Source organism: Rhodococcus sp. NPDC078407, assembly GCF_044542515.1.
GTDB lineage: Bacteria > Actinomycetota > Actinomycetes > Mycobacteriales > Mycobacteriaceae > Rhodococcoides.
This window is the reverse complement of record NZ_JBITUQ010000011.1, coordinates 16673-41889: the sequence shown is the minus strand read 5'-3', so window position 1 is coordinate 41889 and position 25217 is coordinate 16673. Positions and strand designations below refer to the sequence as shown.

26 protein-coding genes, 1 tRNA gene and 1 other RNA gene are annotated in these 25217 nt (G+C 65.1%); 10 read left to right on the top strand and 18 right to left on the bottom strand.

What is annotated here, in order from left to right; genetic code table 11:
* Positions 1-15: 15 nt before the first annotated feature.
* The 6 genes from ACIGGF_RS13345 to phoU form a co-directional block, all read right to left on the bottom strand.
* A complete protein-coding gene (locus tag ACIGGF_RS13345) occupies positions 16-2406 on the bottom strand; it encodes a helicase-associated domain-containing protein (RefSeq protein WP_397521788.1) in 2391 nt (796 codons plus the stop codon).
* A gap of 53 nt (positions 2407-2459) precedes the next feature.
* Entirely contained in the window at positions 2460-3035 is a 576-nt protein-coding gene (locus tag ACIGGF_RS13340) for an HhH-GPD-type base excision DNA repair protein (RefSeq protein WP_397521787.1), read from the bottom strand.
* Positions 3036-3109: 74 nt separating this feature from the next.
* Entirely contained in the window at positions 3110-3544 is a 435-nt protein-coding gene (locus ACIGGF_RS13335) for a hypothetical protein (RefSeq protein ID WP_397521786.1), read from the bottom strand.
* A 5-nt stretch (positions 3545-3549) separates the two neighbouring features.
* Positions 3550-3849 (bottom strand): hypothetical protein, encoded by a 300-nt coding sequence (locus tag ACIGGF_RS13330; RefSeq protein WP_397521785.1) that lies wholly within the window; start codon positions 3847-3849, stop codon positions 3550-3552.
* Between the two features lie 46 nt (positions 3850-3895).
* Complete coding sequence (locus ACIGGF_RS13325) at positions 3896-4699, bottom strand: transglutaminase family protein (RefSeq protein WP_397521784.1); 804 nt, start codon at positions 4697-4699, stop codon at positions 3896-3898.
* Between the two features lie 37 nt (positions 4700-4736).
* On the bottom strand, positions 4737-5390 hold the full coding sequence (phoU, locus tag ACIGGF_RS13320; protein ID WP_397521783.1) for a phosphate signaling complex protein PhoU: 654 nt from the start codon (positions 5388-5390) through the stop codon (positions 4737-4739).
* A gap of 92 nt (positions 5391-5482) precedes the next feature.
* Between phoU and ACIGGF_RS13315 the strand changes: the two genes are divergently transcribed.
* Positions 5483-5812: a YnfA family protein gene (locus tag ACIGGF_RS13315; RefSeq protein ID WP_397521782.1), complete on the top strand. Its 330-nt coding sequence runs from the start codon at positions 5483-5485 to the stop codon at positions 5810-5812.
* 25 nt (positions 5813-5837) lie between these two features.
* On the opposite strand, the gene ACIGGF_RS13310 is transcribed toward ACIGGF_RS13315, so the two are convergent.
* Positions 5838-7094 (bottom strand): lipase family protein, encoded by a 1257-nt coding sequence (locus ACIGGF_RS13310; RefSeq protein ID WP_397521866.1) that lies wholly within the window; start codon positions 7092-7094, stop codon positions 5838-5840.
* A 160-nt stretch (positions 7095-7254) separates the two neighbouring features.
* On the bottom strand, positions 7255-7926 hold the full coding sequence (locus ACIGGF_RS13305) for a TetR/AcrR family transcriptional regulator (RefSeq protein ID WP_397521781.1): 672 nt from the start codon (positions 7924-7926) through the stop codon (positions 7255-7257).
* Positions 7927-8031: 105 nt separating this feature from the next.
* On the opposite strand from ACIGGF_RS13305, the gene ACIGGF_RS13300 reads away from it, so the two are divergent.
* Positions 8032-9549, top strand: coding sequence for a DHA2 family efflux MFS transporter permease subunit (locus ACIGGF_RS13300; RefSeq protein WP_397521780.1), 1518 nt, complete (start codon positions 8032-8034; stop codon positions 9547-9549).
* 61 nt (positions 9550-9610) lie between these two features.
* On the opposite strand, the gene ACIGGF_RS13295 is transcribed toward ACIGGF_RS13300, so the two are convergent.
* Positions 9611-10897 carry an aminotransferase class I/II-fold pyridoxal phosphate-dependent enzyme gene (locus ACIGGF_RS13295; RefSeq protein WP_397521779.1) on the bottom strand — a complete coding sequence of 429 codons (1287 nt, stop codon included), beginning with the start codon at positions 10895-10897 and terminating at the stop codon, positions 9611-9613.
* A 55-nt stretch (positions 10898-10952) separates the two neighbouring features.
* Positions 10953-11047, bottom strand: an RNA gene (gene ffs / locus ACIGGF_RS13290) — signal recognition particle sRNA small type.
* A gap of 95 nt (positions 11048-11142) precedes the next feature.
* Here ffs and ACIGGF_RS13285 point away from each other — a divergent pair.
* Positions 11143-11230: transfer RNA gene (locus tag ACIGGF_RS13285), tRNA-Ser, on the top strand.
* 190 nt (positions 11231-11420) lie between these two features.
* On the opposite strand, the gene ACIGGF_RS13280 is transcribed toward ACIGGF_RS13285, so the two are convergent.
* Together ACIGGF_RS13280 and ACIGGF_RS13275 are read right to left on the bottom strand one after the other, a co-directional pair.
* Positions 11421-12167: a 3-hydroxybutyrate dehydrogenase gene (locus tag ACIGGF_RS13280; RefSeq protein ID WP_397521778.1), complete on the bottom strand. Its 747-nt coding sequence runs from the start codon at positions 12165-12167 to the stop codon at positions 11421-11423.
* Positions 12164-13579, bottom strand: a complete 1416-nt coding sequence (locus ACIGGF_RS13275; protein ID WP_397521777.1) for an MFS transporter — start codon at positions 13577-13579, stop codon at positions 12164-12166. Before ACIGGF_RS13275 ends, ACIGGF_RS13280 begins: the two co-directional genes overlap by 4 nt.
* A 137-nt stretch (positions 13580-13716) precedes the next feature.
* Between ACIGGF_RS13275 and ACIGGF_RS13270 the strand changes: the two genes are divergently transcribed.
* From ACIGGF_RS13270 to ACIGGF_RS13250, 5 genes are all read left to right on the top strand, one after another.
* Positions 13717-14625, top strand: a complete 909-nt coding sequence (locus tag ACIGGF_RS13270) for a LysR family transcriptional regulator (RefSeq protein WP_397521776.1) — start codon at positions 13717-13719, stop codon at positions 14623-14625.
* Between the two features lie 34 nt (positions 14626-14659).
* Complete coding sequence (locus ACIGGF_RS13265) at positions 14660-15277, top strand: TetR family transcriptional regulator (protein ID WP_397521775.1); 618 nt, start codon at positions 14660-14662, stop codon at positions 15275-15277.
* 48 nt (positions 15278-15325) lie between these two features.
* On the top strand, positions 15326-16054 hold the full coding sequence (locus ACIGGF_RS13260; RefSeq protein ID WP_397521774.1) for an ABC transporter ATP-binding protein: 729 nt from the start codon (positions 15326-15328) through the stop codon (positions 16052-16054).
* Complete coding sequence (locus ACIGGF_RS13255; RefSeq protein ID WP_397521773.1) at positions 16051-16785, top strand: ABC transporter permease; 735 nt, start codon at positions 16051-16053, stop codon at positions 16783-16785. Before ACIGGF_RS13260 ends, ACIGGF_RS13255 begins: the two co-directional genes overlap by 4 nt.
* A gap of 82 nt (positions 16786-16867) precedes the next feature.
* Complete coding sequence (locus tag ACIGGF_RS13250) at positions 16868-17590, top strand: hypothetical protein (protein WP_397521772.1); 723 nt, start codon at positions 16868-16870, stop codon at positions 17588-17590.
* Positions 17591-17603: 13 nt separating this feature from the next.
* Here the strand turns inward: ACIGGF_RS13250 and ACIGGF_RS13245 are convergent, their stop codons facing one another.
* The 4 genes from ACIGGF_RS13245 to ACIGGF_RS13230 all read right to left on the bottom strand — a co-directional run bounded on the left by ACIGGF_RS13245 (position 17604) and on the right by ACIGGF_RS13230 (position 20600).
* Entirely contained in the window at positions 17604-18221 is a 618-nt protein-coding gene (locus ACIGGF_RS13245) for a dihydrofolate reductase family protein (protein ID WP_397521771.1), read from the bottom strand.
* A gap of 33 nt (positions 18222-18254) precedes the next feature.
* Positions 18255-19121, bottom strand: a complete 867-nt coding sequence (locus tag ACIGGF_RS13240) for an alpha/beta fold hydrolase (RefSeq protein WP_397521770.1) — start codon at positions 19119-19121, stop codon at positions 18255-18257.
* A gap of 37 nt (positions 19122-19158) precedes the next feature.
* The gene (gene arr, locus ACIGGF_RS13235) at positions 19159-19620 is read right to left on the bottom strand and encodes an NAD(+)--rifampin ADP-ribosyltransferase (protein ID WP_397521769.1); all 462 of its coding nucleotides are present in this window, start codon (positions 19618-19620) and stop codon (positions 19159-19161) included.
* A gap of 119 nt (positions 19621-19739) precedes the next feature.
* On the bottom strand, positions 19740-20600 hold the full coding sequence (locus ACIGGF_RS13230) for an NAD(P)H-binding protein (protein WP_397521768.1): 861 nt from the start codon (positions 20598-20600) through the stop codon (positions 19740-19742).
* An 82-nt stretch (positions 20601-20682) separates the two neighbouring features.
* Between ACIGGF_RS13230 and ACIGGF_RS13225 the strand changes: the two genes are divergently transcribed.
* Positions 20683-21396, top strand: a complete 714-nt coding sequence (locus ACIGGF_RS13225) for a TetR/AcrR family transcriptional regulator (RefSeq protein WP_397521767.1) — start codon at positions 20683-20685, stop codon at positions 21394-21396.
* 106 nt (positions 21397-21502) lie between these two features.
* On the opposite strand, the gene ACIGGF_RS13220 is transcribed toward ACIGGF_RS13225, so the two are convergent.
* Positions 21503-22153: a class I SAM-dependent methyltransferase gene (locus ACIGGF_RS13220; protein ID WP_397521766.1), complete on the bottom strand. Its 651-nt coding sequence runs from the start codon at positions 22151-22153 to the stop codon at positions 21503-21505.
* 149 nt (positions 22154-22302) lie between these two features.
* On the opposite strand from ACIGGF_RS13220, the gene ACIGGF_RS13215 reads away from it, so the two are divergent.
* Complete coding sequence (locus ACIGGF_RS13215) at positions 22303-23751, top strand: dihydrolipoyl dehydrogenase family protein (protein ID WP_397521765.1); 1449 nt, start codon at positions 22303-22305, stop codon at positions 23749-23751.
* Positions 23752-23756: 5 nt separating this feature from the next.
* Here the strand turns inward: ACIGGF_RS13215 and ACIGGF_RS13210 are convergent, their stop codons facing one another.
* Positions 23757-25175, bottom strand: a complete 1419-nt coding sequence (locus ACIGGF_RS13210) for a radical SAM domain-containing protein (RefSeq protein ID WP_397521764.1) — start codon at positions 25173-25175, stop codon at positions 23757-23759.
* Positions 25176-25217 lie beyond the last annotated feature (42 nt).

The following is a 25217-nucleotide window of genomic DNA, read 5'->3' as shown; positions in this document are numbered from 1 at the left end:
GACTTGCATCGCGCGTCACCGAGGGCCGGCGGAGACCGCCCTGATGTTCATGATCGCGAAGCTCTCCCTGGTACCGGTGGAATCCGAGAGCGCGTACAGCCAGTTTCCGTCCTGCAGTGCGTCCGAGATCGCGTGGCGCACGATGGCTCCCTTGGAGTTCTGGTAGTCGATCGAGACGGGCGTGCCCCGCGCTGCCGCGTCGGTCAACGCGTCGAGCTCCCTGGGCAGCAATCGGCTGTGATGTTGCAACGACGCTCGCACTCGGGCCTGGTCGACGCCGCCCGGGTCGCCTGTGCGCAGGAGCCGTGCCAGCTCGCGTGGGTCGCGTCGGCGCGGTGTGCCATGGACTGGCGGATGCGTCGTCCGGTCGGTCGCCGCACGCACTCGCGGCGCGCTCTCGAGTTCGAGCCGGCCGGTGTCGGAATGTCGCACCGGGGAGTATCCGTGCCGGCGAAGCACTGCGATCGTGTCGATGGGAGTAGCCGAGCTGACCAGGACCGTGGGCGCGAGCCGTTGGAATTCCAGCACCGCCAGGGCCTCGTCCTCCTCGATGGTGGTGAGCAGTACGACGTCCTCGGAGACGATGGCGCACGGAATCTTTCGGACGGCCAGCGCGCCGAAGGTACGCCAACAGTCTCGAATCGTGTACGCCAACGCTTGGGGGACGTCGCCGTCGGACATCGCGGCCAAGGCCTCGATCAGCTCGTCGCCGGTGCCGCCGGTGCCGAAGAAACTGCGGATCGTCGCCGGGGTGAATCGCCAGACCGACGCCACTTCCCTCGACTCGGGCTGTGCGGCCGCGCCGAGAATCGATGCCACCTCGGTGCTCGGTGGACCGGTCACCACCGCCGTCGAATCGGGCAGCAGTCGCACCGAGAACGGCACCCGGTCTGCCATGTCCTGTAACTGCGCGGTCAGGGCCGCGACAACCTGACGACGATCGGCGTCTCGACCGACCGGAAAGTCCGCGAGGATGCGGCACAGATCGGTCGGTGCGCCGTCGGCCAGTACCCCGAGTCGAGTGGCTTCGATCCAGAGCGCTGGTCCATGGCCTTCCCCGGCGCTCCTTGCGACGACAGGAATGTGCCAGTCGAGGTAGCGGTCGAATTCGTCGGGAGCGGACAGCACCGCCGTCGGGCTGTCGTCGTCATCGTGTCGCACCAGGGCTGCCAGCGCGGTTGCGCGCAGGTCCGCTGCCACGGGATCGTCGAGCATCTTCTTGAGCACCGGCACGGTCTTCTGCGACGCTCGCGGCACACGATGGGTGGGCGTGAACGGCGCACACCACCAGGCGGCCAACAACGCCGCCGCCTGCTCGGCTCGCGTGCTGGTTGACCATGTTTCGTAGGCGGAGGTCAATGCAACGCCGGTCTTTCCCCGCTCTGCGAGTAACCCGGCCTCGCGCGCCAGCATCAGCATCAGCGCAGTGTCGTGCTCGTCGGCGAATCCCAACCGCGTAGTCAGCGACCGAAGCTCCTTGGCGCTGACACCACCGGTTTTCATCATCGTCAGACCGTCGGTGTCGACGGTCGTCAGCAACGCCTGCGTGTGTTCGCAGAACTGCAGCAGGGCGATGGACCGGGTTCGCCGCACGTCGTCCTGCGAGAGCGCGCGCGTGGAAAACCTCGGCGGGCCGAGCTCGATGGGCAACTGCCACCCCTCCCCGCGCAGCGCGATGCTCACCTCCAACGGCATCTCGACGCGATGCCCGTCCAGTCGATACAGCAGACCTCGCTCGAATGCGGGCGTCCCCGCATTCGGAGGAATGTCGAAGATCAGTGACACCGGATTGCCATCGACGAAGCGTGACAACATCTCTCGCATCTCGGCCGGGCCATCCTCGTACAAGGCGCGGATACGCTCCGGTGTCATCGCGGCCGCGACGGCGTCCGCGCGTTCAGTCCGGTCCAGCGCGGGGTCGATGCCCACACGGGCGAGCAGCGCCAACCGATCCTGCTCGACGGCGCAGCGCAAGAACAACTTTCGTTGCCGAAGAGCCAGTCCGAACGGACGCGAGAACACCCCGGACAGATCGACAGGCGTGTATTCCACGGTGCCTGCGCCGAGTGCGGAACGCGGCCAGATCAACCCGTAGGCCGTCAGTGTGGCGAGAGCTGCATCGATGTGCGATGTCTCGTTGATCGATCCTTCACTTGACCAATGCCCGATCTCGGCGCGGCTCAGATCGCCCATGAGCGCGAACAATTCGAGGAGAGCGAGCGCACCGCTGTCGAGTCGACGCGGCAGCATCGACACCCGGGAGGGGGCACTCAGCAGTTGCGCAAGCAACCCGAACGAGCGCGGCGGCGGGTCGGTGGCCACGTCCGGGCGACGGCGCAGCAGGCCGGTCAATTCGTCCTCGTCGAGCGAGGCCAGCCACTCCTCGTACCCCATGTTCTCGGTCATCTCATCCCCCCGGTGAATGTTCTGCCACAACGTACCGACGGGTGCCGACAAACTTATTTCTTCTTGGCTGCCGCTTTCGCTGCCTTCTTGAACTCGCGTACCTCGAGCAGGGATTTCTCGTCGACGACGTCGGCGATGGACCGACGCGCATCTTCGTCGCCGTACGCTCCGGCGGCTTTACGCCACCCGTCGGGAGTGACGCCCATCTGCTTTCCGAGCAGTGCGAGAAAGATGCGCGCCTTCTGATCGCCGTAGCCGGGTAGGGCTTTGAGACGCTTCAGCACCTCGGCTCCGTCGGGGTTCTCGCGGGTCCAGATCTCTTGCGGCGTGCCGTCGTAGTTCTCGACCAGAAATGCCGCAAGACCCTGGATGCGCTTGGCCATCGAACCCGGGAACCGATGCACCGCGGGAGTCTGCGCGCACAGGGCCGCGAACTCTTCGGGATCAGCGTCGGCGACGGTGTCGACTTTCAGGTCACCGAGGCGATCGACGAGCTTCTTCGGGCCGGCGAACGCCGATTCCATCGGCACCTGCTGATCGAGCAGCATGCCGATCAGCAACGCGAACGGATCCTCGGCGAGCAGGGCATCGGCCTCCGGATCGCCGACGAGGTGCAGAGTGCGAGACATGGCATCGATCCTGCCATGCACCGTCCGCGCCGGATAACGATTCCCCCGGGGAGACGTCCAGTGATGCGACGAGCTCACGACCGCCCACGGCCGGCGCGTAGTTCGAGAGCCGCCATTCTCACGACGACCACAGCCAGTGCACCCGCCGCACAGGTCAGAGCTGGATACACGATCAAGGTTGTAACCCAGCCAGTGTGCTCGACAACAACTATGCCGGTGTCGGAGTCGCGGCCGACGCATTCTCGACCGAGCGGCCACCACGTCTGCCGGTCCTCGACGGGAAACGGTGCCACCTCGTAATCCGGTGGACGGTACCCGAAATGCTCGGGAAAGGCGTCGCGACAACCAGATTGGTTCGCCCACCGATGACTGAAAACCCACACCGTCAGGAATGCAATGCCGAGGGGAAGCCACACCAGCGCGGCGGCGACCTTGCACTTGCCGTCACGTGAACGAGCAGCCGCAATCGATACGACCACCAAGATCATGAAGCCGGCAATGAAGATCATGATTCTCAGTCGACCGAACCGGCTACGGCTACAGCGGTTGCCTGCAAGAGCGGCCGGTCCACGGCGGTTTCCGATGCAGCAATGCCCACGTCCACTCCGGTACCCGACGGTTTGACCAACGTGACTCCCTCGACCGGGTCACCGTCGAGAGTCATCACACTCGCACCGGGAATGTCGCCACGAAAGTGCGATCCATCCGGCAATGTGACCGCACCCCATGGGTTCTCGGAGGGCTCGAAGTCCCCCCGGTAACCACGGCGACGGCTACGACGTTGCCGCACACCACGCAACAGAGAGATTCGCACGGCCGCAGCCCAACGGTGATTCGATCCGGTGCCAGGAGCGACCCGATCAAGTAATCGACACCAACTGGGTGATGTCGTCGAAGGGCAAGGGACCGTCGACGACCGCTCCGACGACGGCGCTGTTGAGGATGATCGATCCGCCGTGGTTGTCGAGGAAGGCCGTGTCTGCCGCATCGCGTCCGGTGGCGATGCGCACCAGGGTCGACCTGGGAGCGAGGCATGTCGCGTCGACCACTCGCCACTGGCCTTCGACGAATGCCTCGGCGACCGCGTGGAAGTCCATCGGATCGCAGCCCGGCGCGTAGACGGCGACGAGCCGAGCCGGCACGTTCACCGCGCGGAGCAGAGCTACCACCAGGTGGGTGTAGTCGCGGCACACTCCGGCACCGGCCAGGAGGGTGTCGACGGCACCGTCGATGGGGTCGCTGCTGCCGGGTACGTAGCTCAGCCGCGCGCCGACCCACGATGACACCTCGGCCAGCAATTTCTCCGACGGCGGGTACGAGCCGAATTCCGTTGCGGCGAAGCCGAAGAACTTGTCTGCCTCGGCGTACCGGCTGGGACGCAGGTACAGCGAGAGATCGTAATCGGACACCGGTGCCGGCTCGGTGTTGCCGTAGACGGTTGCCGAGTACGACGCTTCGAGTTTGCCGACTCCGGCGTAGAGCTTGTGGATGCGGGTGCCGTGGGCACCACTGATCTCCTGAGCCTCGATCGGTTGACCGTCGAGCGTGAACGAGAGCGCTTCCCACACTTCGGTTCCTGGATGCGGTGCGATCGCGATCTGAAACTCGAGGGTGCTGGCCTCGGTCACGTCGACGTCGAGGTACGCGGAGACATCACGTTTCATCGTGCCGATCCTGCCATCTCCGAGCCGTTCGCGCAGACTATGACTCGTCGGTGAGACGTTCACCCGTCACCAGGAATATGACGCGTTTGGCCACCTCGACCGTATGGTCGGAATATCGCTCGTAGAACCGGCCGAGCAGCGTGATGTCCACTGCTGCGGGCACGCCGTGCGGCCAGTCGGGTGCGGACGTCAGCATGAACAGACTGCGATGCAGATCGTCCATTTCCTCGTCTCGAATGCGCAGGCTGGCGGCGAGCTCGGCATCTCTGGTTTCCAGAACGCGCTGGGTCACCTTCGCCTGCGCGACGGCTACCCGACCCATCTCGTCGAACACGCCCTCGACCTCGGGAGGGAGAACGTGGGCGGGATGACGGCGTCGGGCCAATTCCGCGATGTGGACGGCCAAGCCACCCATGCGCTGAAGGTCGGCGACGATGTTGATGCCGGAAACGACCCGGCGCAGATCGTGGGCGACGGGTGCCTGCAGTGCCAGGAACCCGAATGCCCCGTGCTCCCATTCGACAGCGAGCGTGTCGATCTCGTCGCGATATTCGATGGTCTGCTCGGCCAGGACGATGTCTGCCGTCAGCAATGAGCGCGTGGCGTCTGCCATCGCCTTCTCTGCGATTCGGCACATCTCGGACAAATTCGACGCCAACGCATCCAACGTCTCGGCGTAACTGTCCCGCATTCGTACTCAACCCCTACCGTTCGACCCAGCTGGGCCTTACCCCCGAACACCTCTTTCTACACCTCTGCCGCTGCTGTGGGACTCTGATCGACATGACTGTGTCGAAGTCGATAGCACTGTTCGGCATCGCCGCCCTACTCGAAATCGGCGGGGCATGGTTGGTGTGGCAGGGGGTTCGAGAGCATAAGGGGTGGCTGTGGGCTGGAGCCGGGGTGATTGCTCTCGGTGCCTATGGATTTGTCGCGACCCTGCAACCCGACGCCAACTTCGGTCGGATCCTCGCCGCGTACGGCGGAGTGTTCGTCGCGGGATCACTGCTCTGGGGGATGGTGGTCGACGGCTTTCGACCCGATCGCTGGGACATCACCGGTGCGTCGATCGCCTTGATCGGCGTAGCGGTGATCATGTACGGCCCGCGCTGACTCGCACGGGCCGTACTTCAGCGGATCAGCAGTTCGACGGTGCAGGCACTCCGTAGAACCGATCCTTGATCCAGCTCTGCGCCTCACCGAGACCCAGGATGTCCGGAATCAGATGTCCTGCACCGGAGCCCGGGACGATCGCCGGGACCTGAGCGGCGCTCAGCTGCACGGTTGCGCCCTTGCCACACCAGTCGCCGGCCAGGCCCACTGCCTGGCCGTGGGGCACGATGTCGTCGGACGTACCGGACTGGATCAGCACCGGAGCATTGGGCGTCCGCTCACCGATCTTGTTCTTGGCCAATATCTCCTGGGCGACGGGCAACCTGTCCAGCACCACCGACAGCGGCTCGCCGGTCTTGGTGTATTCGTTGGTGCGGTGCAGCCCGACGTTCAGAATCGTCTCTCCGACACACTGATTCGCAACCAGATTCAGCATCGCTTTGCCGGCGTCGTTGATGTTCTCGTCGACGATCGGCTGGAGACCGGGGTCGGAGTTGAGCAGTCCGTTGAGGGTGTAACCGATGACACCCGTGAGGATGGTGCCGTCGACCTGCTCGAGGGTTGCCTTCAGGTCTGCCGGAGGTGCGCCCGCGTAGGTGCCGACGAGGTTCATCTCGGGTGCGTACTCGTCGGCGAGTTCCGCTGCGGCAGCGGCCGCCCCGCCACCCTGGGAGTAGCCGTAAGCCGCGACCGGGCCATCCGCGGAAATCTTCGTGCCCTGCAGCTTCTGGGCCGCGCGCGCCGCGTCGAGCACAGCGTGGCCTTCCGCTGCGCGGTTGACGTACGTGTGCGCACCGGGGGTGCCGAGACCTTCGTAATCGGTGATGACGACGCCGTACCCCTGGGACAACAGCGAGTAGGCCGCGAGAACCTCGTACTCGACCATGAATCCGAGTGGCGGGGTGTAGGTGATGACGTTGTTGAGCATCTTCGACGGCGCGCACTGATCGCCCTGACCCTGCGTTCCAGGGGCGAGGACCACCAGCGGACGAGGGCCCGGGCCGGTCCACTCCGCGGCGGGGTCGATGTAGGTGCCGGTGACGGCATTGGCAGCGTCGTTGGAATCGTTGCTGCGGTACATGATTCGAGTCGCGGCACCGGGGAGCGGGCCACCGATTCCCGGCACCGACAGTGCGAGATGCGAGGGCTCCGAACGGATCACATCACCCGGTGAGCCGGCGGGCAGCGGGCTCGGCGGGATGTAGAAATCGGATTCGACGGTCGAACCCGTCGACGGTGCTGCCGACACGGCCGGTGCAGTCACCCCCATGAACACTGCCATCACTGCCACGGCCGAACCGAAGACACGCGTCGAACGCAAATCGAACCCCTAACGTTGAACACCTGTTGCCAGGTGTGCGCTACCCCGCGTAGCACTTACCGTGACGCACCTTACGTGACGGCGCACACAACGTACAGGGCCGAGTTGGACGATTCACCAGTCAGCGACGGCGGCCGTGCATTGCCGCCTTGGCCGTGTCCACTTCGTCGTCCGTGAAGGGGCGGCCGGGGAGCTCCGATCGGGGCACCGAGTCACCGCGCAAGCCGTCGAGCAGCACCGTGAAGTATCGACGCCAGTTCGCGGGATCGACATGGCTGGAGAACTCGACGGTGGAGCCGATCATCCCCAGAACCGGATAGAAGTCGGTGACGGCCACGTCCGGACGCAACTGACCGGATTCGAGCGCGCGAGCGACGATCTTCGCGAAGAACGGATCGATGCGTCGACGCACCTCCGCGATGCCGCGGCAGCCTTCGTCGGATCCGAGCACCACGTCGCCGAGGCCGCGATCGGAGGCCATCTGCTCGCACACGTCGGACAGAAAACCGACCAGCCCATCCCAGGCATCGTCGGTGTCGAGGGCGCGTTCGGCACTGGCGAGCATGCCCTCGAGCCGCTGCTCGAAGACGCCGTCGATCAATTCTTCCTTGCAGGAAAAGCGCCGGTAGACGGTGCCGACGCCCACCTTGGCGTGCGCGGCAACGTCGTCGAGGGTGATGTCGATACCGCGAGAAGCGAACAGCTCCCGAGCCGCGTCGACGATGCGGCGTCGATTGCGTTCGGCATCCGCCCGCAGGGGCTTCGACGCCCCTGTGTCCGCTCTCACACTCATTCGATGTCCGTTTCACCCGATAAGCGGAGGACATTCCTCCACTTAGCTGCTACCTTCGCTCTACAACCGGAGGATACACCTCCGCATAGTCGAACCGAGGACACCATGACCACCCTTTCATCGGAGAACGTGGGCGACGCCGCGTCGACCACCGCGCCGGTCGACGAACGCGCGCATCGGAATCGTTGGCTGATTCTGGCCACGCTCGGACTGGCGCAGCTCATGGTCGTGCTCGACGCGACCATCGTGAACATTGCACTCCCCGCCGCCCAGCTCGACCTGGGCTTCGACAATGCCGATCGCTCCTGGGTGGTCACTTCGTATGCACTCGCGTTCGGCAGCCTGCTGCTGCTCGGCGGACGCCTGAGCGACCTGTTCGGACGGCGCAACACCTTCCTCATCGGTCTCGTCGGCTTCGCGCTGATGTCAGCGGTGGGCGGTGCCGCCGTCAACTTCGGCATGCTCGTCGCAGCCCGCGCCGGTCAGGGAGTTTTCGGTGCGCTTCTGGCACCCGCGGCTCTGTCGCTGCTGGCCACCACCTTCACCGACACCAAGGAACGAGCCAAGGCATTCGGCATCTTCGGTGCCATCGCCGGCGGCGGCGGCGCACTCGGTCTGCTGCTCGGCGGCATGCTCACCGAATGGGCCAACTGGCGCTGGAGCCTGTACGTCAACCTGATCTTCGCAGCACTCGCGTTCGTCGGCGGCTTGATGTTCCTGGCCAAGCACAAGGTCGACGTCCGGCCCAAGCTCGACATCCCCGGCACGATCGTCGTCTCGGCTGCGCTGTTCTCGATCGTCTACGGCTTCGCCCATGCCGAGTCCGACGGCTGGAGCAATCCGGTCACCCTCGGGTTCCTCGCCGCAGGTGTCGTACTCCTCGCCGCATTCGTGACCATCCAGAGGCGCGTCGCACATCCGTTGCTGCCGTTGCGGATCGTTCTGAACCGCACCCGGGCCGGATCGTTCTTGGCCGTATTCGTCACCGGTGCAGGCATGTTCGCGGTGTTCCTGTTCCTGACGTACTACCTACAGAACACGCTGAAGTACACACCCATCACCACCGGGTTCGCGTTCATGCCGATGATCGCGTCGCTGATTCTCACCGCGACACTGTCCACTGCGCTGATCCTGCCCCGGTTCGGGCCCCGCATCCTCATGACCACCGGCCTGATCGTCGCGTCGATCGGCATGGGACTGCTGACGCAGATCCAGATCGACAGCAGCTATGTGACGCACATCCTGCCCGGCCTGATCATCATGGGCCTCGGCCTCGGCGCCACCATGGCACCGGCCATGCAGGGCGCAATCTCAGGCGTCGACCCGGACGACTCCGGCGTCGCGTCGGCCACGGTGAACACGATGCAGCAGGTGGGTGGCTCGATCGGCACAGCCCTGCTGAGCACCGTCGCCGCAAACGCGGCCACCGGTTACGTCAGCTCCAACATGGCGACGGCAACCGATGCTGCACTGCTGCAGGCCAATGCCGAGATCGCCAGTTACACGACCACCTTCTGGTGGGCGTCGGGCATCTTCCTACTGGGCGCGGTGCTATCAGCCACGCTGTTGAAGAAGGGGCCGCTGCCCACCGCTCCCGAGGGTGCGGTCGTCGTCGGGCACTGAGCGGCTTCGCCGCATGTGAGCGGAACCTCGTAGCCTGCTACGAGGTTCCGCTCACATGCGTTCAGCCTTCGAGCAACTTTTCGGTCGCGGCCAGCAACACGCAGGTCGCGACGCCGTCCATCGACTTCTCCAGCTCACCGAGCGACGGGAAGCTCGGGGCGAGGCGAATGTTCTTGTCTTCCGGATCTTTTCCGTACGGGAAGGCCGAGCCGGCGGCCGTCAGCGCGATTCCGGCATCCTTGGCCAGGGCGATCGACCGCGCAGCCGTGCCCTCGAGCACGTCGAGACTGATGAAGTAACCGCCCTTGGGTTCCGTCCAGGACGCGATCTTCGACGCACCGAGTCGGTCTTCGAGAATTTGCTGCACCAGAGCGAACTTGGGCTTCAGGATCTCGCGATGCTTAGCCATATGAGCCCGCACCCCCTCTGCGTCACCGAAGAAACGCATGTGCCGAAGCTGATTCAGCTTGTCCGGGCCGATGCTCTTCTTGCCGAGGTGCTTCTGGTACCAAGCGAGGTTTTCCTCGGAGCTGCCGAAGAAGCTGACGCCCGCACCGGCGAACGTGACCTTCGACGTCGACGCGAACACGAACGCGCGATTGGGGAAACCTGCGTCGGCCGCCATGCCGATGACGTCGTACGAGGGCGCGAACTCCTCGGTCAGCGGGTGCACCGCGTAGGCGTTGTCCCAGAACAGTCGGAAGTCGGGTGCAGCAGTAGGCATGGTGGCCAACGCGCGCACTACTTCTTCGGAGTAGACGGCACCGGTGGGATTCGCGTAGTTCGGCACCACCCACATGCCCTTGATCTGCGGATCCGACGCCACCAAGTTGGCGATCTCGTGCACGTCCGGACCGTCGGGACCCATCGGAACCGGGATCATCTCGATGCCGAAGCTCTCGGTGATCGCGAAGTGACGGTCGTAGCCGGGGGCCGGGCACAGGAAGCGAACGTTCGGCTCGGCTGACCACGCGCGCGGCGAATCCGGCAGACCGTGCAGCAGTGCCCAGACAACCAGGTCCTGCATGATCTCGAGGCTCGCGTTGTTGCCGGCCAGCAGATTCTTCACCGGGATGCCGAGCAGTTCACCGAAGATCGCCCGCAGCTCCGGTAGACCCGCAAGGCCGCCGTAGTTGCGGCAATCGGTGCCGTTGCCGTCCTTGTAGTCCGCTCCGGGGAGCGTCAACAGCTCGGCGGCGAGATCGAGCTGCTCGGGGGACGGCTTGCCGCGAGTGAGATCGAGGGTGAGATCCTCGGCTTTGAGCTGCGTGTACTTCGCGCTCTGCCGCTCGTGCTCGGAGGCGAGCTCCTCATGGTTCATCAGACCCAACTGGGTTTGCGCTGGCATGCGGAGCGGCCTCTCGGTGACGGGGTTCCCCGGACAGTGTTGATGTCGCTGAAAATAAAGGGGACCCCGCGCACCCGGCAGAGCCCATTGACCCTTGCTGCCTTCCGGCCCTGGGGGAGTTCACAGGATGCGCGCCGCGCGGGATCCGTTGGCAAGTGTAGCCGCCTCCAGTCGGGCAACGCATCACCACCCTTCGCGCCTCCCGATTTGGGAGATGGTGGGGGTAACCGGGTAAGCTCCCCCACGGAGGATTCGCCTAGTGGCCTATGGCGCTCGCCTGGAACGCGGGTTGGGTTAACGCCCTCAGGGGTTCAAATCCCCTATCCTCCGCCAAAGAAGCCCCCGTGCATGCACGGGGGCTTCTTGCTGTTCGCGCGCTCACCCCGTTCGCGTCAATGGACCCTTGCAGCGGTCAGACGTATGCAACGGACCATCCACCCAGCTCACAATTCCGCGTCGATGTCACATTGACGCGGCCAGACGTGTGTAGTGGACCATTGACGCGGAACGGGGTGAAGCGAAGCTAGCGAGCCGACCAACCACCGTCCATGGTGTAGGCCGCTCCGGTGACCATGCCCGCATGCTCGGAGGTCAACCAGCCCACCAACGACGCCACCTCCGAGGGCTCGACGAGTCTCTTGATGGCGGCCTCGGTCAACAGAACTTTCTCGAGTACCTCGTTCTCAGCAATGCCGTGTGCCTTGGCCTGGTCGGCGATCTGCTTTTCGACCAGGGGTGTGCGGACGTATCCCGGGTTGACGCAGTTGCTCGTCACGCCGTGGGCGGCACCTTCGAGGGCCGTCACTTTCGACAGTCCTTCGAGCGCATGCTTCGCGGTGACGTAGGCGACCTTGAATTCCGACGCCCGCAACCCGTGCACCGACGACAGGTTGACGACCCGGCCGAAACCGCGGGCATACATCCCAGGCAGCGCCGCACGAATCAACAGGAACGGTGCCTCGACCATCAGCGTCTGGATGCGGCGGAATGCGCCGGGGTCGAAGTCGACGATCGGTGCCACCGTCTGGATACCCGCGTTGTTGATCAGGATGTCGATGTCGAGCCGAAGGTCGTCCAGCGCGGTGGTGTCGAGCAAGTCCACCGACCACACCTCACCGCCGATCTCCGCCGCCAATTCCTTTGCGGCGACGTCGTTCACATCGGCGACGGTGACGCGCGCCCCCCGGCCGGCGAGCTCACGGGCACAGGCGGCCCCGATGCCGGACGCTCCCCCGGTGACGAGGGCAGAGCGTCCGGTCAGGTCGGTCACCGCTGTGCACTCTGATCGAGCAGACCGGCCTTGGCGAGCTCCGCTTCGGTGGCCAGGTTCTTGGCGTCGGCGATGTCGATGCTTTCGAGCGCCAACCCCTTTGTCTCCCGGGCCACGACGACGGCTACCACGGTGATTGTGCAGGCCACGGCCAGGTACACCGCGATCGGGACGGACGAGCCGTAGATGTCGAGCAGCTTGACCGCGATGATCGGGGCCAACGAACCGGCGACGATCGAGGTCACCTGGTAGCCCAGGGACACACCGGAATACCGCATCCGCGTCGGGAACATCTCGGCCATGATGGCGGGCTGCGTGGCGTACATGAAGGCGTGGAACATCAGGCCGATGATGATGGCCAGCATGATGACGACGTTGTGGCCGCTGTTCATCATCGGGAAGGCGAAGAAGCCCCACGTCGCCGCGGTGAGCGCACCGGCGAAGTAGACCGGGCGACGCCCGACGCGGTCGGCGAGCTTGCCCACCAACGGAATTGTGCAGAAGTGGATCGTGTGAGCGATGAGCATCCACCACAGGATTGTCGAGGTGTCCGTTCCCACTTCCACCGAGAGGTAGGTGATCGAGAAGGTGACGACGAGGTAGTACATGACGTTCTCGCCGAAGCGCAGACCCATCGCGGTGAACACGCCACGCGGGTAACGCTTCACGACCTCGAAGACGCCGTACGACGCGGCCTTGATGACCTCGGCCTGCTTGTGTGCCTCGAGGAAGATCGGGGCATCGGAGACCTTGGTGCGGATGTAGTAGCCGACGAACACGATGACGGCAGAAAGCCAGAACGCCACTCGCCAGCCCCAGCTGAGGAAGGCTTCGTCGGACAGGGTGGTCGTCAGGACCAGCAGCGCGACGGTGGCGAGGAGATTGCCGGCGGGAACGCCAGCCTGGGGCCAGCTGGCCCAGAATCCGCGGGATTTGTTCGGGCTGTGTTCTGCGACAAGGAGAACCGCGCCGCCCCATTCGCCGCCCACGGCGAAGCCCTGAATGAACCGCAGCGCGACGAGCAGGCCGGGGGCCCAGTAGCCGATGGCTTCGAAGGTGGGCAGGCAGCCCATGAGGAAGGTGGCTCCGCCGACGAGCACGAGGCTGAACTGCAGCAGCTTCTTACGCCCGTACTTGTCTCCGTAGTGACCGAAGACGATGCCGCCCAACGGCCGTGCGACGAAGCCGACGGCATAGGTGACGAAGGCCGCGAGGATGGCGTCGAGTTCGCTGGTTCCGGCGGCGAAGAAGATCTTGCTGAACACCAGCGTCGCGGCGGTTCCGTAGAGGAAGAACTCGTACCACTCGACGATGGTGCCGGCCATCGATGCCCCGACTACCTTCTTGAGGCCTGCGGGGGTGGCATCGGGGTCCGGATCGGACCGTCCTGCCAGCGGCTGATCGACGCTCATTGACTCTCCTGTGTTGCTCGGCACTGCAGTCGTGTTGTTGTGACAGACCACACAGTGGTGGGTTCAGTTGAGTATTGGTGCAGATGTTTGTCGATGCAAGGACCATGAACGCAGGTCGGATCTGCGAAAATGCAGACATGACACTCGGTGGCGCGAAGATCCCCAGTGCAGACGACCTGCTGGTGCTTCTCGCTGTGAGCCGAACCGGTCGGTACAGCTCGGCCGCCGATGATCTCGGGATCAATCACACGACCATTTCGCGACGTATCGCCGCGCTCGAGGACACCCTCGGCGGCCGCGTCCTGACCCGGGCAGCAGGCGGTTGGGAGCTGACGCAACTGGGCCGCGGGGCGCTGACGGCAGCCGAGACCGTCGAGCATGCTCTGCGCACCTTGGTCTCGACCGACGCCGGGTCACTCGAGGGTGTGGTGCGTATTTCGGCCACCGACGGCTTCAGCGCCTATATCGCCGCCCCGGCAGCGGCGCGAGTGCAGCGAACGCACCCTCTGGTGTCGGTGGAGATCGTCGCCGTCACCCGGCGTGCGTCGCAGCAACGATCGGGACTCGATATCGAGATCGTCGTCGGCCAACCGCAGGTGCACCGCGCCGAGGCGATCCGGCTCGGGGACTATCGCCTCGGCCTGTACGCATCGCAGACCTACCTCGGCGAGCATGGCACGCCGCAGATTCCGGCCGACCTGGCCGCTCACCCGTTCATCTACTTCATCGACTCGATGCTGCACGTCGACGATCTCGACCTGGCCCCCAACTTCACCCCGACCATGCGCGAATCGGTGACGTCCACCAACGTCTTCGTCCACGTCGAGGCCACCCGCGCGTCCGCCGGTATCGGACTGCTGCCGTGCTTCATGGCCGACCGCCATCCCGACCTACAACGAATCCTGCCCGACGCCATCGCGGTGAAACTGACGTACTGGCTCGTCACCCGAGCAGAGACACTGCGACGACCGGAGGTCTCGGCTGTGGTCGACGCCATCCGCGCGGTCGTCACCGAGCAGCGTTCAGCGCTGTTGGGCGAGTCGTGATTTCCGGGCGGGCACCGTCGGGTAGACAAGGCCGATGACAACTTCCGCCGACGACTCGGAGTCGGCTCCACGCCCTCGACGCGGGCGCCGCCCTTCCGGTGAGGACACCCGGGCGACGGTGGTGGCGGCCGCGAGAAGCGAATTCGCTTCGCGTGGTTACGAAACCGCGACGATGCGCAGTATCGCCCGTGCGGCAGGAGTCGACGCGAGACTTGTTCATCACTATTTCGACAGCAAAGAGGACTTGTTCGTTGCAGCGATGGAACTACCGATCCATCCGAACGACCTGATCGAGAAGGTGCTCGACGGTCCGCGCGATCGGATCGGCGAGAGGCTCGTTCGATTCTTCCTCGGAGTGTGGGATTCCCCCGAGGGTCGGCCGGTGATCCTTGCATTGGTGCGCTCGGCGGTCTCCCACGACGATGCCGCGCAGATGTTGCAACAGTTCGTGACCGGCGCGATTCTCGGCCGCATCGCGTCGGCTGTCGACACTCCGGACCCGCAGATGCGTGCCGCTCTCGTCGCGTCTCAGATGACCGGGCTCGTCTTCGTTCGACACGTCTTGAAGATCGAGCCGGTCGCGTCCGCGTCGTTGGACGAGCTCGTTCCGCTGCTCGCCCCCACGGTCCAGCGGTACCTCACGGCCCCCTGACAGCTCGACCTCTTGCTCGTACCGTCACGGCGGCGCATAATTCATCACATGATGAATAAAAGTGAGTCCGCCGTCGCGGTGCAGCATCTTCACGTTGTTCGAGGTGAAAAAACGGTCCTGGGCGACGTGTCCTTCGAGATCCCCTACGGGCAAGTGGTGGGCCTCCTCGGCCCGAGCGGAGGAGGGAAATCGACGCTGCTGCGCAGCATCGTCGGTGTCCAGAAGACGTCCTCGGGCACCGTGCGCGTTCTCGGCACGAACGCCGGCGATCGGAGCCTGCGTGCTCGCGTCGGCTACGTCACGCAATCCCCCAGCGTCTATGCAGACCTCTCCGTCCGCGAGAACCTGTCGTACTTCGCGGCAATCCTGCAGTCCTCCGGCGCGGACGTCGACCGGGTGCTCGGTCTCGTCGATCTCGAGAGTCACGCCGACGCCGTCGTGGCCACTCTGTCCGGCGGTCAGCGCGGACGGGTCAGCCTCGGTGCCGCGCTTCTGGGGCGGCCCGACCTGCTGGTACTCGACGAACCGACCGTCGGCCTCGACCCCGTCCTGCGACGTGATCTGTGGGCGTTGTTCGCAGAGTTGGCAGCTGACGGGACCACGCTCATCGTGTCGAGCCACGTCATGGACGAAGCGTCGCGGTGCGATCGGCTGCTACTGCTCCGCGAAGGAGCTCTGCTCGCAGACGAGACCGTCGCTCGACTGCTCGCCGCCACCGGGGCTGACGACGTCGAGTCGGCATTCCTGAGCCTGATCGAAAACGAGGAAGCGGCATGAGCATTCGGATGACGTTCGCGACGGCCGCACGCGTTCTTCGTCAGCTGCGGCGTGACCACCGGACCGTTGCGCTGCTACTCGTGGTGCCGCTTCTGCTCATGGGGCTTCTTGCCTGGATCTATTACGGCACAGACGTGTTCGACCCCATCGGGGCTCCGCTGCTCGGGGTCTTCCCGTTCCTGGTGATGTTTCTCGTCACCAGTATCGCCACTCTGCGCGAGCGACAGTCCGGAACCCTGGAGCGTCTGCTCACCATGCCGCTGGCGAAAGCCGATCTCATCGGCGGGTACGCAGTCGCGTTCGGAACCGTTGCGGGCCTGCAGGCATTGCTCGCCGGGACGTTCGCCCTCACCGCACTGCGCCTCGATATCGCCGGGCCGGCCTGGATGCTCGTGGTCGTGGCGGTGTCGGTCGCGCTGCTCGGAACGGCGCTCGGTCTGTTCGTCTCTGCTTTCGCCGCCACCGAATTCCAGGCCGTCCAGTTCCTGCCCGCCATCGTGCTTCCCCAGTTTCTTCTGTGCGGGCTACTCGTACGGCGAGACGATCTACCGCCGGTGCTATCGGTGATCAGCGACGCTTTGCCGCTTTCGTACGCGATCGATGCGATGCGAACCGTCTCCATCTCGGCGTCACCCGGCTCCGAGGTGGTGTCGGATGTGGTTGTGGTGCTCGCGTTCACCATCGGATTCGTCGTTCTGGGGGCCGCAACTCTGCGACGGCGGACGCAATGAACCCGGCCGTCTCCTCGGCACGAGCGCGCCCCGGGGATACGGTCGACACCAAGAAACCGTCGTCCGAGAAGGAGCGTCCCCCATGGCCGATATCGACTTCTACTTCGATCCGGTGTGCCCGTTCGCGTGGATGACCAGCAAATGGGTCCGCAAGGTCCAGGCCCAGCGCGACTACAGCGTCGACTGGCGGTTCATTTCGCTTCGACTGCTCAATTCGCACATCGATTACGACGCGCACTTCCCGCCGGAGTACGAGGCAGGCCACACCGCGGGTCTGCGACTGCTGCGGGCCGCTGCCGACATTCGTCGTGAACACGGGTCGGACGCGATCGGGCCACTGTACGAGGCCCTCGGAACGCACATCTTCGACACCGAGGTGGTGCCCGACGACGCGTCGAGCCACGGCTATCGCGGTACCGCAGAATTCCTGGGTCCGATCCTCGAAGGATTAGGTCTGCCCACGCATCACACTGCGGCACTGGATGATTCGACGCTCGACCAGGAGATCCGCGCCGAAACCGATCACGCGTTGTCACTGACCGGCAAGGACGTCGGAACACCGATCATCGCCTTCGAGCCGCCGGACGGTGTTGCGTTCTTCGGTCCGGTGATCAGCAGGCTCCCCAGCGACGACGAGGCAGTACCGTTGTGGGACAACGTGATCGGACTCGCTCGCTTCCCGGGTTTCGCCGAGATGAAGCGCAGCATGCGTGAGCTTCCTCAGCTGAAGGCGCTCGGGGTGACGGAAGACGAGGCGGGCGTGCAGCAGGACTGGCACGGCGGGAGCCGACGTCAGAAGAAGTGAGCGTTCGGCCGCATCAGTCGCTCGATACGTCGTCCATATTCCCGACTTCCGGGGTCCCCGCGTCGAGGCCGTAACGCAGGTACACGGTGCCTTTGCCGCCGACGGTCGGTGGCTCGAGCAACGTCAGATTGCTGGGCACGGTGCCGTCGGCGAATACTTTCTTTCCCACTCCGAGAAGGATGGGATGCACCCAAAGATCGAGCCGATCGAAGAGCTTCTGGCGCAACAGAGTCTGCACCAGATCGAGACTTCCGACCACTTTGATGTTCTCGTGTCGATCTCGGATCCCACGCACTGCTGTGGCCAGGTCCGGTCCGAGTTGGGTAGAGCCGTCCCACTGCAGTTCGGGCGTGCCGCGCGAAGCCACGTACTTCGGGATCGTGTTGAACAACGTGGCGAACGAATCGTGTTGACGCGGCCAGTACGCGGCGAAGATGTCGTAGGTGCGCCGCCCGAGCAAAAGCGCATCCGTGCCCTCGTATGCGGCGGCGACTTGAGCCCCTGAGACCTCGTCGAGCAGCGGAGCCTGCCAGCCACCGTAGGGAAAGTTCTCGGGATCCTCCTCCGGGCTTCCGGGTGATCGCGCGACGAGGTCGAGGGTGGTGAACAGCTCCAGCGTGATGAGGCCCATGATTGCTCCTGGTGGTATAGAACGAAAGCTGTATCAGCCCAATATTTTCCGTAGCGTCTCGGCGAATTCGGTTGGCTTACCCATCTGCCCGAACTCGCCGCCGAGGAAGCCCGAGTGGCCGCCGGGGAAGACGACCGGCTCCGATCCGAGAAGCGTCGCAGTCGAATATGCCGCGCGAGCGGCGATGTGCCCGTCCTCGGGACCACCGGATTCCTCGCCTACTCCGATCACCACCGTGGTGGGAGCAGCACGCACCGCATCCACGTCGGGTGCGAAATCGACTCCGCCGCCGCGCATATTGGACATCAGGGCGTCGTCACGCGTGCCGTCGTCCTCGGTCGGGAGACCGAACTGCGCCGGGTCCGGTGCCGGGCGCTCGAAATAGGCGTCGTCGATCGGCCCCGAGTGCATGAGCAGCGCCATGAACTGGGCCATGGCCGGACCGCGGCCGTGAGTGTCATATGCGGCCACCATGTTTGCGCACACGGCCGCGATGTTCTCGCGGTCCGGCAGGGTCCCTCCGGCAGGTGGTTCGTGGGCCACCAACATCCGCACATCGGACGGGTACCTGCTGACGAGTACCAGCGCATTGACCGCACCCCCGCTCGAGGCGAACACGTCCACAGGCCCATGGCCGACGGCGGTGAGCACTGCGTGCAGGTCGTCGGCATGTTCTCCGAAGGTCACCGCGGCGGTCGTGTGGTCTCGTCGACTGCGTCCGACATTTCTCGGGTCGTACGTGACGACCACTCGGTCGCGGAAGTGCGATGCCAACGTCCCGAACCCGCTCGCATCCATCGGCGAGCCGATGAGTACCAACGGGGTGACCCCGGGCTCGAGTTCGCCGATCACGTCGTACGTCAGGGTCGCACCGGGAACGGAAACTGTCTGTGTCGTCATGCTGGTGTGGACCTGGGTCCGCGCGAAAAGTCACCGGCTAGTCGTAGAGAACCGCATTTCCCGTCTGTCTCAACTTCTCCAGACCTTCTCTGAATCGGCTCAGGTATTCGGGCGAATGCCCGACCCACTCGGTCATCTCGTCGACGATGCGTACCGGTTCCGCGCTGCGGTAGGAATGGGTCGGATTGCCGGGGAACTTCTTGTCGGTCACGTTCGGATCGTCCTCGACACTGCCGGTCGGCTGGACGATGTAGACCCGCGGCCGACCCTCGCCGACGGCCATCTCGGCCGCGAGCACGGCACCGTCCAGCACCTTGGTCATGTAGACGTAGTTCGAGATGTGCTCGGGACGGTAATTCGAGCGATAGCCGGGAGACAAGAAATCACCCACCCTCAGATCGGCCTTCGTGCCATGAAAGTAACTCTGGTCGCTCCGCAGGCTGTGCTCCTGGGACGCACCGGACTCGTGTACTCGAAAGCGCTCAGGTGTATCCGCCATGTCTGCTATGGGAACTCCTCCGTGTCGGTAGCCGGAAGAGTGTGCACCACCGACGGGGCCTTGCCGCAAGCCCCCACTCCGGCGATAAACTGAAGCCAACGGTGGCGTTCACGGCCCTATCAGTTCGCGCGTTCTCGCGACACGAGAAAGTCACGCGCGGTGTGTGGTTCGCGGCCGAGCAGCTCACCCAACAGTGGGTCGGTACCGGCGAATCGGCCGTCGTGGGCGGCGAGGAAGATGCCGAGGGCGAAGCGAGCCATGAATTCGTTCGCACCTGCAGCCGCGCGATCGGCGACCCACTGCTCCTCGCCCACGATCGATACCTCGATGTCTCGACCCACGACTTCCGACGCGATGGCCGTTACCTCGGTCATTGTCGGGGCTTCGCGGGCCGTCAACACCGTGGGGCCGTCATAGGTGCCATCCGAGGCGAGTATTGCGGCGGCAGCTTCCGCCGAATCTGCTCTGTGGGTCCACGAAACAGGGCCGTCGACGGGTATGGACACAACACCGGTCCGACGCCAATCGCCCATGACGATATCGAGGCTGTGTGCGTAGAAGCCGTTGCGTAACGACGTCCAGGCCACTCCGCTGTCGGCCAGCATCTGCTCGGTCGCAGCATGATCGCGCGCAGGCCTGAACGGACTGTCGAGCCCCGCGCCCTGATGACTCGTATAGAGAATGCGTCCGGCACCGGAGGCAACCGCCGCGTCGATCGCGTTGCGATGTAACGCGATCGCGTCGGCGCCAGGGTCGCTGGACGAGACGAGCAACACCTGAGCTGCCCCGGCGAACGCCGTCGTCAGCGAGTCCGGGTCCGCGTAATCGCCTCGACGCACCTGCACGCCTCGATCCGCGAAGCGCTGCGCCCGAGCCACATCGCGAACCGCGACGGCGATCTCCGAGGGGGGAACGAGTTCGAGTAGATGGTCGACGGCGGCACCGTTCAATGCCCCGGTAGCTCCGGTGATGACAATCATGACAACCTCCTGTTATCAATGGAATTGCGTTGAAGCTATCACTGGAAACATAACGATAGCAACGGTGCGTTATCGTCGATACGTGACGGAATCGCCGACGAGCACCAGAGAGAGCACACGTCGACGAATCGTCGACGCCGCAGCTCGGCTTCTGCAGGAACACGGCCCGGGGGCGGTGACCACTCGCGGCGTCGCCGAGTCGGCCGGGGTTCAGGCACCGGCCATCTACCGATTGTTCGGGGACAAGGACGGTCTACTCGACGCCGTGGCCGAACATGTGATGGCCACCTATGTGTCCACCAAGTCCGAGCTCGCCGGCAACGAGCTCGCCGCGAATGGTGACCCCGTGGAGGATCTGAGAGCCGGATGGCGCGCACAGATCGAGTTCGGAGTCGCCAACCCAACCTTGTTCGCGCTGCTCAGCGACCCTGCTCGAGTGCCCGATTCGGCGGCGGTCCGGGAAGGAGAAGCCGTTCTCGCGGCACGGATTCGACGGATAGCCCGCACCGGCCGACTTCGGGTCACCGAGCAGCGCGCGGTGGAGCTGATTCATGCTGCGGGTACGGGTGCTGTTCTGACCATCCTCGGTACACCGCATGATCGCCGCGACATCGGACTCGCCGACGAGCTGTTCGATGCCGTCGTGCGCCACATTGTCATCGACACACCTCGGTATCCCGAGAGCTCTGCGCACGGTGCAGCGATTGCCCTGCGAGCCTCTATTTCCGACATCGACGTACTGAGCAATTCGGAGCGGCAGTTGTTGGGCGAATGGCTCGATCGGATATCCGGGTGACGATGCACCCGATGCGCGGACGCTGGTGGTACGGCCGCACAACTTGACTCGATCGACGTTCGACGAGGCAGACCTCGCGCGCCGACCAGCCGTTCGGCGCCGTCGTTCATGAACTCGGCTCTGCCGAGCCAGAGTTGACCGTCCCGACGCGAATCTGGATATGGCCTCCACGGACAGTGCGGGCCGAAAGATCCCGCAGCAGTGGCGTCATCGCCGTCCACGGATGAGCCTCGATGTCCGCCCCTCCCAGGCGACACGCAAGCTTCGCGAGCGGCGTCCACGCAGCGGCTCGTCCGACGGGCCGCTGCATGTCGACGACGGCCACGACGCCGCCCACCCGCGTAGCCGCGATCATCGATTCGAGGGCCGCCTGCCACGGCGTCATCAGGGACAGCGCGTAGCTGCTCACGGCCGCATCGAAGGGGGCCTGCTCCCCCAGATCGGCGGGTGTCAGGGCGGTAGCATCGGCGGCGACGAGCGTGACGTTGCTCCAACCGGCCCGGTCAACTCGCTGTCGGGCCTCGTCGAGCATCTGCGGGCTGGCGTCGAGTCCGGTGATCGAGCCGGTCGGGCCGATCATTTGCTGCAACCCCGCGAAGTTCAGCCCCGTTCCGCAGCCGAGATCCAGAACATGGCTTCCGGCAGGCAGATTCAGCATCTCGAACGCCGCCTCCCGCCCGGCGCGGTACACCGGCCACTCGAAGGAGATCACGTCGTACAGGCGCGCCGAGAAGGTGTACTTGGTCGGTCGTCTCATCTCGGTTCTCTCCAAGGCGCGGGCATAGTGGGAGGTATGAAAATCCGTCGTTCGCCTTCGAGTGTGCCCGACGACCGTCCCGACGTGGTCGTGGTGGGCGGCGGTACCGCAGGCAGCGGCAGCCTGGCTGCCAGCAATGCTGTTCTCGCATGAGCAAAACACCGCACGGCGAAGCAGACCCGGAAACGGTCGACCTGCTCGTGATCGGAGGCGGCACGGCCGGCATTGTCGCGGCGAAGACCGCCGCTAATCTCGGTGCCGCCGTCGTGCTGGTCGAACGCGCCCGCACCGGCGGAGACTGCCTATGGACAGGTTGCGTGCCGTCCAAAGCGCTCATCGCGGCCGCGTCGGCGGCGGCCACCGTGCGCTCGGCGTCCAGGTTCGGAGTGGACACCGGCCCCGCACGCGTGGACTTCGGGCGGGTGATGGCGCATGTACACGGGTCGATCGACCACATCGCCCCGATCGATTCGCCCCAGGCGCTGACCGATGCCGGAGTCACCGTGACGAGCGGCGACGCCGTGTTCACCGCGCCCGACACCGTGACCGTCGACGGCCGAGCCGTGCGTTTCGTCCAGGCCATCATCACCACCGGGGCGGGGCCGACTGTCCCGCCGATCCCCGGTCTGGCGACGATCGACTACCTCACCAGCGACACCCTGTGGGACGTGACGGAGCTGCCCGGGCGGCTGCTGATAATCGGTGCAGGAGCCGTCGGCTGCGAGATGGCGCAGGCATTCGCCCGGCTGGGCTCGACGGTCACCTTGGTCGGCCGCGCGCCGACCATTCTTCCGCGGGAGGACGAGTCGGCGTCGGCGATCGTGGCCGCTGCCCTCGAAGCGGACGGAGTGACCGTCCGCACGTCCACGTCGGTCGTCGAGATCGACCACTCCAGCGCCGTCACCGACGCCGGCGACAGGATTGCCTTCGACCGCGTGCTCGTGGCGGTCGGCCGCACCCCGCGCACCGTCGGTCTCGGGCTCGATGCCGCAGGCGTCGAGGTGGACCAGCATGGATACGTCGTGGTCGACGACCACCTCGCCACCAGCAATCCCCGCATCCGGGCAGCGGGTGATCTCACCGGCCACCCCCAGTTCACCCACATCGCAGGGATGCACGGGTCACTCGCAGCCACCAATGCGGTTCTGGGACTGAGACGACGGGTCGACGCGGCAGGCGCTCCTCGGGTGACGTTCACCGATCCGGAGATCGCGTCCGTGGGAATCGACGTCCGTGCCGCGCGGCGAATCTCGGGGTTGCGCGTGCAGACGCTGACCCACGAACACCTCGATCGCGCAGTCACCGAGGGCCGCACCGAAGGGCTGGTCTCGCTGGTACTCGACGGGCGACGCCGGATCGTCGGTGCCACCGTCGTCGGCCCCCGCGCCGGCGAAACAATCGGAGAGCTCGTCCTGGCCGTCAAGCATGGGATGCGCACGCGTGACCTCGCCGGAGCCACCCATCCGTACCCGACCTACAACGACGGACCCTGGAACGCCGCAATCGCCGACGTCCGATCGCAATTGGACGCACCTGTCGCGTCGCGTGGACTTGGAGCCGTCGCTGCGGTCCGGCGACTGTGGCTTCGGCGGCGTTGATGCACTCAGCTGCAGCAACCGCCGGTTGACGAGGTCGCGGTCAGGGGAAGCAAACGCCGTAGCTCCACGTTCTCCTGCGGGTCGAGCACCGAGTGCTGGACGCATGCCGGTACCAGCTCACCGGTCTCCGGGTGCGCCATGGAGTAGGTGCAGGCTGCCAGTCGTTCCTGCGTCTCGAGGAGTATCGGATCGTCGGACAGCATCCCCGCCTTGGTCAATTCCCAAGCGGGAGCGACATTTTCGGCGTCCATGAACTGGTGGACCACGAAGGTCATCGGACGTAGTCGGCCGAGTCGTAATGGTCCGGTGAGAGCTCGAACGCCTCCGATTCGTCGGGCAACACTGCGCGCCCACCCGACGGCAACGGCCACCCCGCGTGGATAGCCCACCAGCACCCGAATGAGCTTGCAGACGAGCAACATCGGAGGTGTTCCCCCGAAGTTGACGCCGCCGAGGTGGGTGAAGAAGTGGTCTCGCGCCGCCCGCTCCGCCTCGATACCGACGTCGACGAACGGCAGCCACCGGTCGTCGACCATGAAGCCCAGTGCCGTTCTGTTGCAACGTGGGTCGCCGAATTGGACGGCATCGTGCGAGATCGTCTGCCCCAGGCCGGTTTCGATCTGCTCCCAGACCGTGTCGATGTCGACGTCTCGGTACTCGCCGCGCCATCGGCGGTCGTCCCCGATGAACGCCGCGGGCTGGAAGGACAGCATCGAATATCCGCCCATACCAACCACTTCGGCGGTGACTTCGCCAACCTCGGCGAGGTTGTCCGGTGTGACGGTCATGTTGTGTGCCAGATACGACTTGACGCCGTGCTCACGGCGCAACCGAACGAACATCTCGGCGAACCGACGACGGTAGGGGTGCAGTTCGGCTTCACTGCGCGGACGAGGCACACCGCGTCTGCCGCGCATCAGCTTGTCGAAGTGCGCGGCGTAGGACACCCGCCCGAAACGGGGATTGCCACGGTCGTCGAGGACGACGGCACGGAGGTAGTCGTAGTCGAAATCGCCGTGTGTGAACGACATCGGTTCGCGGCCGTGCTCACGCATGATCAGCAGGGCCGCAGCGTGATCCTCGGGCGACAACAGGCTCACCTCGCCGCCGATCAGCTGAGCGTGCGCTCGCGGTCCGCGCCGCGCCGCCAAGTATTTCATCTGCGCGGCCACTTCACGGAGAGTGTGGTTACCGTCGACACGCACCTTGTTGGCGTCCGCGCTGTGATAGCACGGACTGCACGTCAGATTGCATTTCGGAAACACCCCGTGAGTGCCCTCGCAGCCGACCGCATGCCGCCCCAACGTCTGTCCGGGCGTGCGCACCGCGTCCGGAAGCGCCGCCCACCGCTCCGCCAGCGCCGCACGGGTGCGCGGGTCCACTGGCCGAGTGGCCGCGGCAACACGTCGTAGTGCAGAGAACACGTCGAACTTCGTAGTGGCGATGACACCCTCCCAGGGTCGCGC

Bases quoted from the DNA above. Each gene is read 5' to 3' on its own strand.
- ACIGGF_RS13245 (WP_397521771.1), bottom strand. From the start codon at position 18,221: ATGGGCCTCATCACGCTGGAGCTGTTCACCACCCTCGACCTCGTCGCG.
- ACIGGF_RS13310 (WP_397521866.1), bottom strand. From the start codon at position 7,094: ATGGCAGTGTTCATGGGGGTGACTGCACCGGCCGTGTCGGCAGCACCG.
- ACIGGF_RS13295 (WP_397521779.1), bottom strand. From the start codon at position 10,897: ATGCCAGCGCAAACCCAGTTGGGTCTGATGAACCATGAGGAGCTCGCC.
- ACIGGF_RS13250 (WP_397521772.1), top strand. From the start codon at position 16,868: ATGGCCGATATCGACTTCTACTTCGATCCGGTGTGCCCGTTCGCGTGG.
- ACIGGF_RS13220 (WP_397521766.1), bottom strand. From the start codon at position 22,153: ATGAGACGACCGACCAAGTACACCTTCTCGGCGCGCCTGTACGACGTG.
- ACIGGF_RS13315 (WP_397521782.1), top strand. From the start codon at position 5,483: ATGACTGTGTCGAAGTCGATAGCACTGTTCGGCATCGCCGCCCTACTC.
- ACIGGF_RS13255 (WP_397521773.1), top strand. From the start codon at position 16,051: ATGAGCATTCGGATGACGTTCGCGACGGCCGCACGCGTTCTTCGTCAG.
- ACIGGF_RS13265 (WP_397521775.1), top strand. From the start codon at position 14,660: ATGACAACTTCCGCCGACGACTCGGAGTCGGCTCCACGCCCTCGACGC.
- ACIGGF_RS13335 (WP_397521786.1), bottom strand. From the start codon at position 3,544: ATGATCTTCATTGCCGGCTTCATGATCTTGGTGGTCGTATCGATTGCG.
- ACIGGF_RS13275 (WP_397521777.1), bottom strand. From the start codon at position 13,579: ATGAGCGTCGATCAGCCGCTGGCAGGACGGTCCGATCCGGACCCCGAT.
- phoU (WP_397521783.1), bottom strand. From the start codon at position 5,390: ATGCGGGACAGTTACGCCGAGACGTTGGATGCGTTGGCGTCGAATTTG.
- ACIGGF_RS13340 (WP_397521787.1), bottom strand. From the start codon at position 3,035: ATGTCTCGCACTCTGCACCTCGTCGGCGATCCGGAGGCCGATGCCCTG.
- ACIGGF_RS13300 (WP_397521780.1), top strand. From the start codon at position 8,032: ATGACCACCCTTTCATCGGAGAACGTGGGCGACGCCGCGTCGACCACC.
- ACIGGF_RS13270 (WP_397521776.1), top strand. From the start codon at position 13,717: ATGACACTCGGTGGCGCGAAGATCCCCAGTGCAGACGACCTGCTGGTG.
- ACIGGF_RS13215 (WP_397521765.1), top strand. From the start codon at position 22,303: ATGAGCAAAACACCGCACGGCGAAGCAGACCCGGAAACGGTCGACCTG.
- arr (WP_397521769.1), bottom strand. From the start codon at position 19,620: ATGGCGGATACACCTGAGCGCTTTCGAGTACACGAGTCCGGTGCGTCC.
- ACIGGF_RS13305 (WP_397521781.1), bottom strand. From the start codon at position 7,926: ATGAGTGTGAGAGCGGACACAGGGGCGTCGAAGCCCCTGCGGGCGGAT.
- ACIGGF_RS13240 (WP_397521770.1), bottom strand. From the start codon at position 19,121: ATGACGACACAGACAGTTTCCGTTCCCGGTGCGACCCTGACGTACGAC.
- ACIGGF_RS13260 (WP_397521774.1), top strand. From the start codon at position 15,326: ATGATGAATAAAAGTGAGTCCGCCGTCGCGGTGCAGCATCTTCACGTT.
- ACIGGF_RS13230 (WP_397521768.1), bottom strand. From the start codon at position 20,600: ATGATTGTCATCACCGGAGCTACCGGGGCATTGAACGGTGCCGCCGTC.
- ACIGGF_RS13345 (WP_397521788.1), bottom strand. From the start codon at position 2,406: ATGACCGAGAACATGGGGTACGAGGAGTGGCTGGCCTCGCTCGACGAG.
- ACIGGF_RS13325 (WP_397521784.1), bottom strand. From the start codon at position 4,699: ATGAAACGTGATGTCTCCGCGTACCTCGACGTCGACGTGACCGAGGCC.